11 protein-coding genes are annotated in these 13,064 nt (G+C 69.0%); 6 read left to right on the forward strand and 5 right to left on the reverse strand.

Features of this window, described 5'->3' with window-relative positions:
• Positions 1-516: 516 nt before the first annotated feature.
• The gene (locus tag AC6F7H_RS00005; protein ID WP_500754399.1) at positions 517-1,047 is read left to right on the forward strand and encodes a hypothetical protein; all 531 of its coding nucleotides are present in this window, start codon (positions 517-519) and stop codon (positions 1,045-1,047) included.
• Positions 1,048-1,090: 43 nt separating this feature from the next.
• Positions 1,091-3,754: a helicase associated domain-containing protein gene (locus tag AC6F7H_RS00010; RefSeq protein WP_500754401.1), complete on the forward strand. Its 2,664-nt coding sequence runs from the start codon at positions 1,091-1,093 to the stop codon at positions 3,752-3,754.
• A gap of 207 nt (positions 3,755-3,961) precedes the next feature.
• On the opposite strand, the gene AC6F7H_RS00015 is transcribed toward AC6F7H_RS00010, so the two are convergent.
• Positions 3,962-4,417 (reverse strand): Lrp/AsnC family transcriptional regulator, encoded by a 456-nt coding sequence (locus AC6F7H_RS00015; RefSeq protein ID WP_500754403.1) that lies wholly within the window; start codon positions 4,415-4,417, stop codon positions 3,962-3,964.
• Positions 4,418-4,525: 108 nt separating this feature from the next.
• Here AC6F7H_RS00015 and AC6F7H_RS00020 point away from each other — a divergent pair, with 108 nt between their 5' ends.
• Positions 4,526-5,872, forward strand: coding sequence for an aspartate aminotransferase family protein (locus tag AC6F7H_RS00020; RefSeq protein WP_500754404.1), 1,347 nt, complete (start codon positions 4,526-4,528; stop codon positions 5,870-5,872).
• A gap of 79 nt (positions 5,873-5,951) precedes the next feature.
• Here AC6F7H_RS00020 and AC6F7H_RS00025 read toward each other — a convergent pair whose 3' ends face one another.
• Positions 5,952-6,392, reverse strand: coding sequence for an Lrp/AsnC family transcriptional regulator (locus AC6F7H_RS00025; RefSeq protein ID WP_500754405.1), 441 nt, complete (start codon positions 6,390-6,392; stop codon positions 5,952-5,954).
• A gap of 80 nt (positions 6,393-6,472) precedes the next feature.
• Here AC6F7H_RS00025 and AC6F7H_RS00030 point away from each other — a divergent pair, with 80 nt between their 5' ends.
• The 3 genes from AC6F7H_RS00030 to AC6F7H_RS00040 all read left to right on the forward strand — a co-directional run bounded on the left by AC6F7H_RS00030 (position 6,473) and on the right by AC6F7H_RS00040 (position 9,756).
• The gene (locus tag AC6F7H_RS00030; RefSeq protein WP_500754406.1) at positions 6,473-7,219 is read left to right on the forward strand and encodes an AzlC family ABC transporter permease; all 747 of its coding nucleotides are present in this window, start codon (positions 6,473-6,475) and stop codon (positions 7,217-7,219) included.
• Positions 7,212-7,541, forward strand: a complete 330-nt coding sequence (locus tag AC6F7H_RS00035) for a branched-chain amino acid transporter permease (protein WP_500754408.1) — start codon at positions 7,212-7,214, stop codon at positions 7,539-7,541. The genes AC6F7H_RS00030 and AC6F7H_RS00035 overlap by 8 nt, the downstream gene beginning before the upstream one ends.
• A 616-nt stretch (positions 7,542-8,157) precedes the next feature.
• A complete protein-coding gene (locus AC6F7H_RS00040) occupies positions 8,158-9,756 on the forward strand; it encodes an IS1634 family transposase (RefSeq protein WP_500754409.1) in 1,599 nt (532 codons plus the stop codon).
• Positions 9,757-9,904: 148 nt separating this feature from the next.
• Here the strand turns inward: AC6F7H_RS00040 and AC6F7H_RS00045 are convergent, their stop codons facing one another.
• The 3 genes from AC6F7H_RS00045 to AC6F7H_RS00055 all read right to left on the reverse strand — a co-directional run bounded on the left by AC6F7H_RS00045 (position 9,905) and on the right by AC6F7H_RS00055 (position 13,053).
• Entirely contained in the window at positions 9,905-10,624 is a 720-nt protein-coding gene (locus AC6F7H_RS00045; protein WP_500754410.1) for an IS6 family transposase, read from the reverse strand.
• Entirely contained in the window at positions 10,510-12,213 is a 1,704-nt protein-coding gene (locus AC6F7H_RS00050) for a transposase (protein ID WP_500754412.1), read from the reverse strand. Before AC6F7H_RS00050 ends, AC6F7H_RS00045 begins: the two co-directional genes overlap by 115 nt.
• Before the next feature lie 288 nt (positions 12,214-12,501).
• The gene (locus AC6F7H_RS00055; protein ID WP_500754413.1) at positions 12,502-13,053 is read right to left on the reverse strand and encodes a hypothetical protein; all 552 of its coding nucleotides are present in this window, start codon (positions 13,051-13,053) and stop codon (positions 12,502-12,504) included.
• Positions 13,054-13,064: the final 11 nt, after the last annotated feature.

The following is a 13,064-nucleotide window of genomic DNA, read 5'->3' on the forward strand; positions in this document are numbered from 1 at the left end:
TGTGCCTTTCGTTCAGTTACGTATTGCTAAGGTTAATAGGGAAACACGATAATTCCGAACAGCACCTCGCGGAGCGGGTGCCACATCGCTGCGCGATGTGCAAGCGAACCCCCGTGCTGCGCACGGGGGTTGCGCTCCCCGCTCCGCGGGAGCGCTGGCGGGTGGCTGCGCCACCCGCACAACCCCGATGCTGCGCATCGGGGTTGACGCTCCGTCCGCTGCGCTCCCGGAGCGGACGGACTTCGTCCCGCTCAGGCTTCCGCTGCGCTCCAGCCTGGGGGCGGGTCCGCTGCGCTCCCCCGCCTGGCGGTCCTTCCGGCTGCGCCTCCAGGACCGTTGGGGCCCGCTTCGCGGGCCGGGCTGGCTGCGAGAGTGGGGGTTGCTCGTTCGTTTCGGGTGCTGGTGTAGTGGGTGCATCGGATTGATGCACTATGTATTGTTGGCGGAAACACGGGACACCCTACAACCACCTGATGCGGGCCCAGGTGCCCGCGCCTTTCGGAAAAGGGAAAACGCATGTGGAGTGCTCAGGACGTGGCGCGGGATCAGGTCCGGCGTCAGGCGAATGGCCTGGACGTCGCCGCCGTTGCGGAAAAGGTCGCAGAGGCCGCTGTCCGTGAGCGGGAGACCGCAGAGCAGTTGAGGGGAAACGGTTCCTTCTACGCGTTCGAGATGGACCGGGAGCGGTTGGCTGCCATCTGGTGGGCCCAGCACGCCGAGTGGCGGCGCGTCAGGGACTTGATGACCGCAGTCGGCTGGAGCGTGTACGAGCCGGAACAGGACGCTCAGGGCTCGGTGTGGGCACGCGAGCGTGAGGAACGGCTTACTGATGCTCTTGCGGCACAGACCGGCTTCGGGGCGCGGGGGGAGGAAGCGGATGAGCTGCGGGCGGAGGTCTGGTTGTCCACCGTGTCCAGTCGGCTGGTCCGGGTGGTGGCCGGCCGGACGGGACTGCGTCCCGCTGAGGTCCTGGCGCAGCTTGCCGAGCGGATCGTGGTGGGCGAGGACGGTACGGTGTCCGTCCCGCCCTTCACGCCGTCCCTGTGATTTCCGAAGCGAGCGGAAAAGAAGGCAGAGGAGGAGTGGGGGAATGCTGGGTATTCAGCTTCGGGAACACCAGGTGGCCCAGAAAGCGAGTTTCCGTCGGTGGGTGGGATTCCCTGCAAGATCATCCGTACCGTCGGAGGGGGCGCGGGGCACGATCGTGTCCGCGACCGGATCGGGCAAGACGATCACCGCCGCCGCGTGCGCGCTGGAAGGCTTCCCGGGCGGGCGAATCCTGGTGACCGTCCCGACCCTGGACCTACTCGCACAGACCGCCCAGGCATGGCGGCTGGTGGGCCACCGGGCGCCGATGGTGGCGGTGTGCTCCCTGGAGAAGGACGAGGTCCTGGAGCGGCTCGGGGTGCGCACCACCACCAACGCGATCCAGCTCGCCCTGTGGGCCGGGAGCGGGCCCGTCGTCGTGTTCGCCACGTACGCCTCCCTCGTGGACCGCGAAGACTTCGAGGACCCGATGGGCCAGGAGAAGGTGCGCGGGCCTTTGGAGGCCGCCCTGGCGGGCGGAGAGCGCCTGTACGGCCAGCGCATGGATGGCTTCGACCTCGCGATCGTGGACGAGGCCCACGGCACGGCCGGTGATCTTGGCAGGCCGTGGGCGGCGATCCACGACAACGCCCGGATCCCGGCCGGCTTCCGGCTGTACCTGACCGCGACCCCGCGCATCCTTGCCTCGCCCCGGCCCCAGAAGGGCGCCGGCGGGAAAGAGCTGGAGCTGGCGTCGATGGGCCAGGACTCCGAGACGTACGGGCCGTGGCTGGCCGAGCTCGGGCTGAGCGAGGCGATCGAGCGGGGCATCCTCGCCGGATTCGAGATCGACGTGCTGGAGATCCGCGACCCCTCCCCCGTCCTCGGGGAATCGCAGGAGGCGCAGCGGGGCCGGCGCCTGGCCTTGCTGCAGACCGCACTTTTGGAGCACGCGGCGGCGTACAACCTGCGTACGGTGATGACGTTCCATCAGAAGGTGGAGGAGGCCGCCGCGTTCGCGGACAAGCTGCCCCAGACCGCAGCCGAGCTGTACGCAGGCGACGCCACCGACCACGACCTGGCCGCCGCGGACCGGCTGCCGAAGTCGTCGATCGACGCACGGTTCTACGAGCTGGAGGCCGGCCGCCACGTACCCCCGGACCGCGTCTGGTCGGCCTGGCTGTGCGGCGACCACCTCGTCGCCGAGCGGCGCGAAGTGATCCGGCAATTCGCCAATGGGATCGATGCCGCGGGCCGGCGGGTGCACCGCGCGTTCCTGGCGAGTTGCCGGGTGCTCGGGGAAGGCGTGGACATCACCGGCGAGCGCGGTGTGGAGGCCGTGTGCTTCGCCGACACTCGCGGCTCGCAGGTGGAGATCGTGCAGAACATCGGCCGGGCACTCAGGCTCAACCGGGACGGCTCCACGAAGATCGCGCGGATCATCGTGCCGGTGTTCCTTCAGCCGGGCGAGGACCCGACCGACATGGTCGCCTCCGCCTCGTATGCCGGGTTGGTCGCTGTGCTCCAAGGCCTCCGCAGTCATGATGAACGACTCGTGGAGCAGCTCGCCTCGCGTGCCCTCACCAGCGGGCAGCGCACGGTGCACGTCCGGCGCGACGAGGAGGGGCGGATCGTCGGCGCCAGCGGTGAGGGTGACGGCGAGGACCAGGAGCAGGGCGATACCGACGGCGCCGCCGAGTCCGCGCTGCTCCACTTCTCCTCTCCCCGGGACCCCGGCACGATTGCGGCGTTCTTGCGTACGCGGGTCTACCGGCCGGAATCCCTGGTGTGGCTCGAGGGCTACCAGGCCCTCATCCGCTGGCGGAAGGAGAACGAGATCACCGGCCTGCACGCCGTGCCCTATGACGTTGAGGTCGAGGTCGGGGTGACGAAGGACTTTCCGCTGGGCAGGTGGGTGCACCAGCAGCGGAAGGCGCTGCGGGCGGGTGAGCTGGAGGAGCGGCGCAAGGAACTGCTCGACGCGCCGGAGGCCGGCATGGTCTGGGAACCGGGCGAAGAGGTGTGGGAGAACAAGCTCGCCGCGCTGCGCTCCTACCGGCGCGCCACGGGGCACCTTGCTCCGCGTCAGGACGCGGTGTGGGGCGAGAGCCAGGCGATGGTGCCCGTCGGGCAGCACATGGCCAATCTGCGCAGGAGGGGCGGCCTCGGCAAGAACCCGGAACGTGCCAGGACCCGCGCGGAGCAGTTGGAGGCGATCGACGAGGACTGGAACTGCCCGTGGCCGCTGGACTGGCAACGCCACTACCGCGTGCTCGCGGACCTGGTCGACGCCGACGGCCACCTGCCCGACATCGCACCCGGCGTGCTCTTCGACGGCGACGATCTTGGGAAGTGGCTGAAGCGGCAGAAACAGCCCGGCACCTGGGCGCAGCTGTCCGACGAGCAGCAGGAACGGCTGACCGCGCTGGGCATCAAGCCAATTGAGGCACCGTCTCCCGCCCCGGCAGCTCCCCGTGCGACGAAGAGCCCGAGCAAGGCACAGCAGGCATTCCAACGCGGCCTGGCAGCCCTCGCACAGTGGGTGGAACGGGAAGGCGCCCACCGGCCGGTGCCAAGAGGCCACAGCGAACAGATCACCGTCGACGGCGAGGCGGAGCCGGTGACCGTGAAGCTGGGCGTATGGATCTCCAACACGAAATCGAGGCGCGACAAGCTCGCGCAGGAGCAGCTGGACGCACTCCGCGAGCTCGGCATGGAGTGGGCGTAGGCGGTCCAGTACCGCACGACAACAGGGGCGCAGCCGTCACCGCTCGCACCCCGACCGCCGTGGGAGTGCGGTCTGTTGCGCTGGGCTGACAAACGAGAGGCCCGGATCGGACACTGAGGACCTGCGTCTGATGCGAGAAGCTTCGGGCGAGAGTGTTGCCTGGCTCGGGGACGAGATAGGCGAAGTGACGGGGGTGCGGTGCTGTCGTCACCTTCCGGGCGGGGGCACGTCGGACTTGAGGGTTTTCATCGCGAAACGGGACTGGAACCTGGCCAGGCCCGGCAGGGCGAGCAGCCGCTGGGTCATGAACTGCTCGTAGGTTTCCAGGTCGGCGACCGAGACCAGTGCGTGGTAGTCGGGAGCGCCGAACATGCGGCGTGCCTCGACGATTTCGGTGAGGGCCACCAGTTCGGCTTCGAACCGCTCGACCGTGGTGCGGGCCTGGTCGGTGAGTTCGAAGTCGACTTGGACCTCGAAGCCGCGGTTGAGGGCCTTGGGGGCGATGCGGGCGTGGTAGCCGAGGATCACTCCCTGCTCTTCCAGGCGTCTGACGCGGCGCAGGCATGGTGAGGGCGTCAGGCCGATCCGGTCGGCGAGTTCGGTGTTGGTCAGGCGGCAGTCGCGGCGCAGTTGCTCGATTATTGCGCGGTCGGTGCGGTCCACGCGTGAAGTATGCCGAGGAAGCTGTCTGGTGGGCAATGTTTGCAATCGGGTGCTCGGCTGTTTCTCCTAGCCTCGCTGCACTCCCTGTTTCCGAGGCGAAGGCAGGACATGAGCGCTCCCACCGACCAGTCCGCGGCCGTCCGTCGTGTCGGCTCCGCCGATGAGTTCTGGGCGACGGCCCGTCGTCATCTGGTCCGCTACGCCCGCAGCGACTTCTCACCGGCTCTCATCGAACGGGCCGCCGGATCGTATGTGTTCGACAGCGACGGACGGGCCATCCTCGACTTCACGTCGGGACAGATGAGCGGGCTGCTGGGGCACTCCCACCCTGCCATCGTGGAGTCCGTCAGCCAGTCCATCGCCACCCTGGACCACTTGTTCAGCTGGATGCTGAGCCGGCCCGTGGTCGATCTGGCCGCCGCCCTCGCCCGGACGCTGCCGCCCTCCCTGAGCAAGGTGCTGCTGCTGAGCACCGGCGGCGAGTCGAACGAGGCGGCCATCAAGATGGCCAAGCTCTACACCGGCGGGTACGAGGTCGTCGCCTTCGACCAGTCGTACCACGGCGTCACCCACGCCTCGTCGGCGGCGACCTACGGGGTGTCCCGGGCCGGGTACGGGCCGGTGGCGCCGGGCAACATCGTCGTTCCCACGCCGAACGCCTACCGGCCGTTGTTTACCCGCGACGGGCGCCACGACTGGCAGGCCGAACTGGACCACGCCTTCACGATGGTCGATCGGCAGTCCACCGGCAGCCTGGCGGCCTTCATCGCCGAACCCGTCCTGAGCACCGGCGGCGTCATCGACCTGCCGCCGGGTTACCTTGCCGCGCTCAAGCAGAAGTGTGCCGAGCGCGGCATGCTCCTCATCCTCGACGAGGCCCAGACCGGGCTGTGCCGCACGGGCGACTGGTACGCCTTCCAGCGCGACGGCGTCACGCCGGACATCCTCACCCTGTCCAAGACCCTCGGGGCGGGGCTGCCGCTGTCCGCCGTGATCACCAGCGAAGAGATCGAGGCGCGCTGCCACGAGCGCGGCTACTACTTCGCCACCACCCACGTCTCCGACCCCCTGCCGGCGGCCGTCGGCCTCGCGGTCATCGACGTCCTCACCCAGGGCGCCTACGACCAGACCGCGCGGCGGCTCGGCGACCGGCTCCAGCGCGGCCTGCGCGAACTCAAGGACCGTCACGAGCACATCGGTGACGTCCGCGGACGCGGGCTGCTCCAGGGCATCGAACTCGTCACCGACCGCGACACCAAGGAGCCGGCCGGCGACTTCGGCAGCGCCGTCACCGACGCCTGCTTCCGTCTGGGCCTGCACCTGAACATCGTGCAGTTCCCCGGCAGCAGCAGCATCCTGCGGCTGGCGCCCCCGCTCACCATCACCGACACCGAACTCGACCGCGGCCTGGACATCCTCGACCAGGCTCTGACCACTGCCGCACAACGCCGCTGACCACATTCGTATCCCGGCAGCCATCCGGCTGCCGGGCCGATCCCGCACCGAACTGCACCGAGCGGCCGGGGTCTGAGAGTCAGCCCTCGGCCTTGATCGTTTTCATGGTGAGGTGGGACTCGAGGCGGAGGACGGCGGGGTGGCCGGTGAGCTTGTCCATGACGAAGGCCTCGTAGGCGGCGTTGTCGGCGACGGCGACGCGGACGAAGTAGTGCGGGCTGCCGTACATACGGCGCAACTCGACGACTTCGTCGTACGCGGCGACGGCGGCCTCGAACTCCTCGATCGTCGTGCGGTCCTGGGCATAGATCTCGACGTCGACGAGGACTTCCATGCCGCGGCCCATGGCCTCGGGGTCGATGACGGCCCGGTAGCCGGCGATGACGCCGGCCTCCTCCAGCCGCTTGACCCGCCGCAGGCACGACGGCGGCGTCAGGCCGACCCGCTTCGCGAGCTCGACGTTCGTCAGCCGACCGCCCTGCTGTAGATGCAACAAAATTTGACGGTCGATCGCATCCATTCTTACTTCATTGCGCACAACGGCAGTGTACGGCCATAATCGGCAACCAAATAAGGCGCATTTCTTCCTAAAATTCCGGCATGGGAATACCTCCGGTCGCTGTCACCGACCTCCCTCGGCCTGCCCGCGCACCACACCGGCTGCGCTCCGAGATACTCGCCGCCCTCAAGGACTCCGCCTCGGTCGGGCTCGGCCTGGTACCAATGGGACTCGCCTTCGGGATGCTGGCCACCCACTCCGGACTACCCTGGTGGACCGCACCCCTGTTCTCCGCCGTCATGTACACCGGCACGCTGGAGTTCCTGCTCGTCCCGATGCTTCTGGCGAGCACCCCGCTGGCCGCGGTCGGACTGACCACGCTGCTGGTCAACGGCCGGCACGCGTTCTACCCGCTGTCCTTCCCCCTGCACCGCGTCAACGGCCGCTGGGCCAAGCTCTACAGCACCTTCGCGCTGAGCGACGAGGCGTACGCCATGACCACCGGCGGGCAGGCCCGCGACTGGTCGAGCGCGCGGATCGTGTCCTTCCAGGCGTTCAACCATCTGTACTGCGTCACCGGTGCCCTCACCGGTTCCCTGCTCGGCTCGCTGATCCCGCCGCGCATCACCGGTCTGGACTTCGCCATGACCGCCCTGCTGGTCGTCTTGGCCCTGGATGCCATCCGCGACCGGCGCCACGACCTGCCCACCCCGCTCCTGGCCCTGCTCGCCGTGCTCATCGCCCGCCTGCTCGCCCCCGGGCAGATGCTGCTGTGCGCTTTCTGCCTGTTCACCGGCGCCCTACTGGCCCGCCACTTCACCGCGCGCACGAGGACCGCCCATGCCTGACACCCGCTACCTGCTCGCCGTCGCCGCCGTTTGCTGCGCGATCACCTGGGCGCTGCGGGCCCTGCCGTTCACCGCCCTGACGCCCCTGCGGTCGAGCAAGGCCGTGCAGTACCTCAGCACCCGCATGCCCGTCGGCGTGATGGTGATCCTGAGCATCTACACCCTGCGCACCCTGCCGCTGACCGAGGCCCGTGCCGTCGCTCCCCTGGCTGGCGTGGCCGTCACCATCGCACTGCACCTGTGGCGCCGCAACGCCCTGCTCAGCGTCTTCGCCGGCACCGCCGTCTGCATCGCCCTGTCCAGCACTCTCTTCGCCCCCTGACCGGCACGAGCCCGCGCCCGGCAGGATCGTCCGGGCAGTCCGTCCCCACCGCGGGCGCCCGCAGGTGCGATCTCTCGCCTTCGTGTCGGTACACCACCTGCGCGGATACCGCCCGGTGACCGTACCGACACCCCTGACCTCTCATCCCATGACAGTGGCCACACCTGCGGCAAGGCCGATTCCCAGATCGCTGACCAGCGCGTCCGGACCACACCACGGGAACCCACCACCGACACGCCATCCACCGACACCAAACCGAGAGACCGCACGGCACCCAACGGGCGACGCGCGATGCTCCTGCGCCGGTCTTGCCGCCCGGGTGCAGCCCCTTGCCCCACTCGCACCCGAGTTGCCCGCCAATAACCGCCGATGACCGCTGTAACTGACTCGTCCCGTTCTGCCCTGTCGCCATGCCGCCCGGTGTCGACCGGAGCCGGCCTATATCACCCGTCGAGCCCGACTAGTCCCGTACTTCGCGGGTCGTTGATTCGCATGACGTGACCGGTCCGGGGGTGTCCTGGGCCGGTCGTGTGGCGTTGGGTGGGGTGTGTCGATGACTTCCCGGTCTCCGCGGCCTCGGTCTCAGCGTCAGCGCCTTGATGTGGTGGTGACGTCCGTGGTGGAGAAGCGTCTGGGCGCTCTGCCTGTCGCTGCCGAGTTTCTGCGCCGGCTGGATGTCGCCGGGATCGTCGACGAGGTGTGTCCGGGAGGCGCGAGCGCGCATCTGACCCATGGGCAGGTGATCGAGGCGCTGGTGGTCAACCGGCTGACCTCGCCCGCGCCGCTGGTGCGGGTCGGTGACTGGGCCCGTACCTGGGCGGTGGAGGAGGTGTTCGGCATCGAGCCGGCCCTGCTCAACGACGACCGTCTGGCCCGGGCCCTGGATGCGATCGCGCCGGAGCTGGACAGAATCGCGGGGACGGTCGGCGCCCGGGCGATCGCCGAGTTCGGGATCGACGTGTCGAGGCTGCACTGGGACATGACCAGCATGTCTGTCCATGGTGCCTTCCCTGCCGAGGACCAGGACGAGCAGTACCCGGTCATCAGCTACGGGCGCCCCAAGGACCGGCGGGTGGACCTGAAGCAGGTCCAGGCCGGACTCGCGGTGTCCGCCGACGGCGGCATTCCTGTCCACGCCCGTGTCTTCGACGGGGGTGCGGCCGAGGTCAGCCAGGTCGTCGGCGCGATGAAGGACCTGCAAGGCATGGCTGGTGCACGGGAGTTCTTGCTGGTCGCCGATTCCAAGCTGGTGTCCTATACGAATGTCGCCGCCCTGCTCGCGGCCGGGGTGGATTTCATCGCGCCGGTCCCGGCTGCCCAGGTCAAGGACGAGGTCTACGCGGCCCTGGACGTTGCACGGGCACAGGCGGTGGACTGGCTGCCCGAGCGGGACGTGGACAAACCGGCCGCCGCGCGGGAGAGCTACCGGGTGCTGGAGGACGTCCACACCATGGCCGGGCGCCGCAAGCGGGATCCGGTGCACCGGGTGCGCCGGATCCTGGTGCACTCCACCGCCGTCGCGGCGGGCCAGCGCCGGGCCCGCGAGAAGCGACTGGCCCGGGCCGGCGAGGAGATGGACAAGCTCGCCGGCGCGGCGGGCGGCCGGCACTACGGCACCCAGCAGAAGATCATGGCCCGGATCGGGGTCATCGCAGCCAAGCGGCACGTCACCTCCTGCCTGCGCTGGACGATCACCGGAGGCGAAGGCGAGCCTCCCGCCCTTCGGTGGCACTTCGACCAGGACGTTTTGGCGGCCGAGGCTGCGGTGGACGGCTGGTGGGCGCTGCTGACGAGCATCCCGGCCGAGCAGGCCGGCCCGGGCCAGATCCTTGTCCACTACAAAGGCCAGGGCGCGGTCGAACGCCGGTACCACGACTTCAAAGGCCCCCTGGCGGTCGCGCCGGTCTTCGTGCAGCACAACCGGCGTGTCGCCGCTCTCATCCAGGTCATCTGCCTGGCCCTGCTCGTCTTCAGCCTGATCGAACGGCAGGTCAGACGCGCTCTGGGATCCGAGCAGACCATGGTCGGCCTCTACCCGGACCAGCGCCGGGTCCGCCCCACCGGCCGCATGATCTTCTACCATCTCGGCGAACTCACCCTGCGGATCGGCAACACCACCGATCCGCCCACCGTCCAGATCACCCGCGGTGTCCAACTCCACCTCCTCGATCTCCTCGAAACAGACATCACGCAAACCCGCTGGCCACAGACCTGAAACGACGACCCGCGAAGTACGGGACTAGTGATACAGAGGCGTTCCCGTCAGCCAAAATCCAAGGGGGACCAAAGGCGTTGTCACGTTGGTGAGGTGTTGATCGGTTGAGGGCATGTCAGGGCGGGGAGGGGCCAGGCGGGGGCCTGGGTCACGCTTCGGTGGGCAGGGCGGTGGCGCCGGTGACCTGCTCCCAGATCGCGAAGCGGACGGTCGTCTCGGCTCTGTGGTCGTGTGCGGTCATCAGGTGGCGGCGGGGCCGGAAGTGGGGTGGGATGCCGCTGAACGCGGACAGGAACCGCTGGGCCCCGCCTACGGAGCGGAAGCCCTTCAGGGCGCGCTCGCGCTGCCTCGTCGGCTGGTGGCTGCTCTCGGCCCGGTTGTTAAGGTACTTCGACTGCCGGTGCTCGACGGAGGGCATCACCGCGCGGTGGGCGACCCCGTAACTGCGGAGCTTGTCCGTGACCACCACCCGCGGCACCGAGCGGGTCTTCTTGAGGAGCTTGCGGAAGAAACGCCGGGCCGCGGCCTTGTCGCGTCTGTTCTGCACGAGGATGTCCAGCACGTTGCCGTGCTGGTCCACCGCGCGCCACAGGTACGTCAGCTCTCCGTTGATCCTGACGAAGACCTCGTCCAGATGCCACGTGTCCCCGGGCCGCGGCCGACGGCGGCGCGGTCCGTTCGCATAGGCCTGGCCGAACTTCGCACACCAGCGGCGGACCGTCTCACAGGAGACGATCACACCGCGCTGCAGCATCAGTTCCCCGGCCTCGCGGAAGCTGAGCGGGAAACGGAAGTACAGCCACACGCAGTGCGCGATGACCTCGGCCGGGTAGCGGTGGCCCTTGTAGGACGGCGGCGTCGACGGCACGAACGAACCCTTCCCGGAACGATCACTCCAAGATCATCCCACGCCCCAGCCAACGTGACAGCGCCTCGCAGGGCGTACTTCGCCTGCCACACCTGGTCTTGCTGGGCGGTGTGGTTGGCGTGGATGAGTTCGTGCAGTGCCCGTGGGCGCAGGGTGAGTTGGCGGCCCCAGCGGGTGGCGTTGGTGCATGCTGCTCTGACCGGACAGAGGCCGCAGTCGGCCTGGTCGAAGCGGACCACGACTACGTCGCGGCCCTTCTGCTTGGCCGGGCTCCAGAACCGGCTGGTGGCGCCCTGGGGGCAGGTGGCCTGGCGGGCGTCCCAGTCGATGGCGAAGGCTTCGCGCTGGTAGCCGGCGTTCTCCCGGTACTGGCGGGAGGTACCCGTCAGCAGCGGTGTGACCAGTGTGATGCCGAAGGCGGCCCGGGCACCGACGATGAGTTCGGCGCTCGCATAGCCGGAGTCCAGGTAGTGCTCGGCGGGCAGCAGGTCCCTGCCGGCGAGGGCCTGGTGGACGGGCTCGACGAGTTTCACATCGGGCACGGTCGCATCCGTGGTCGCGGCATGCGTGATCACGTTCGGGATGGGAGGACGTGCCCGCCGGCCGGGCCACGGAGCCCCGTCGTCGGGCCGGGGCGGCCGGCAGACCTCGCTGATGTGCAGCTTGTAACCGGTCCAGTGGAGATCTTCCTTGGTGCCGTAGCGGGCATCGAGGTCATAGGGCGAGGTCAGGCGGATTCTGCCGGGCGGGAGGCCCTCCTTGTCCGCCTCCCGCCGCTTGACCACCTCCGCCCCGTCGCTGTCGGTGGTGATCAGGTAGTTCTGCACGGTGATCTGCCGCAACGTCTGGAGGGCGGGCAGCTCCCGCAGCCAGACCGGCGAGGCCGGACGGTAGATCGCCCGCAGCAGAGCCACCGCGTCACGGCCGTAGTCCACCGCGAGCTGGTCGCGCTGGGTCTGGGAGCCGGGCGGGCGCCAGTACGCATCGATCCGCCGCCCGTAACGCCGGTTCCACTCACCGACCCCCAGCACCTGCGCCACCCAGGTGGGGGCCGCGGCGGACAGCGCCTCCAGCGCGGCCCGCACCGTCTCCCCAGCCAGCTCCAGCCGGTTCAACTCCCGCACCGCCGCCAGCACATGAGTGGAATCGGTACGCTGCTTGCCTCCTGCCTTGACCAGGCCCTTCTCCTTCAGCGCCGCAACCAGCAGATCCAGCACCCGCTCCTCCAGGCCGTGGCCGGCCACCCGGGTGCGGAACTCCGAGAGCACCGACGCATCGAAGCCGACGTCCTCCAGCTCCAGGCCCAGGCAGTACTTCCACGACAGATCGAACCGGACCCGCTGAACGGCGGCACGGTCACTCAGGTTCTCCGCCATCTGCAGCACGGTCACCATCGCCAGCCGTCCCGGCGACCATCCACGCCGGCCCCGGCGGCCGAACGCCTCGACGAACTCCGCATCCGCGAACAGCTCGCCCAGCTCGTCCCGCACCCGCATCGTCAACGGCGGGGCCCCGCGTCCTGCCACTGCCCGTGCCACCCTCGCCGTCGCCTCGGGGACCTCGGGCCACTCCTCCGGCCGCAACGACATGACTCCCACCCCCAGCGACCGGGAACGACGAGACCGGCCACCACGGTGCCAACAGCATCCCCACACTCCAGGACACGGCATTTGGCCAGCAGGATCCTCGGGGAGTCGCCGTCAGGAGATCGGATTACTCAATGGGCGAGTCAAGCTCCATCGAGCGCGATCAGTAGCCGGTCAAAGCGGATCAAGTCCACGCAGGTGCCCGCCGTGGCCCCACGTACATCCACGAAGCCGGGAACGTCGGCCCGATTACGGCGGGCCGGGATCTTTCCTGTGCTCCGGGCGGCGCTGTCACCACTCGTCGTAGTCGCCGAGCACCCGGAAACTGCCCACGACGCCATCGTCACCGAACAGGCTCCCGTGGACGGTACGGGTCACAACGCCATTGGTGGCGCCGTGGGGACCCACGGTGGCGACCGGAGCGCCGTTGTCACAGGTGAGGCCGCGGAAGACCTGGACAGTCCTTCGGCTGTCATTGAAAACATTGAAGCTGCTGGAGCCCAGTCCGCTGGCCGCAGTGACGCAGCCCTCAGCGGAGGCGGAGTACACACGTTCGTTGAAGTAGATCTTTCCCTCTTCCTTGTGGCCGTAGCCGCGTCCGCCGCCCTCGCGGTCGCGGCCCTCGTCCTTCTTCTCTCCGCTTGCGCTGCCGCCGTTCGCGGGAGCCGCGGCAGGGGCGGCTCGTTGGACAGGTTCGGCCGCCCGTTGGGCAGACGCGGCCGCCTGGTGGACAGACGGGGACGCCGGGGCGGATCCGGAGGTCGAGGCGTAGGTGATACCGGTGGCTGCAAGGACCGCCGCGCCTACTCCGGCAGCGGCCACAGCAAATGTGCGCGTGGGCATGTCACTTCTCT

It is taken from the genome of Streptomyces sp. MMS24-W38, from assembly GCF_059889265.1.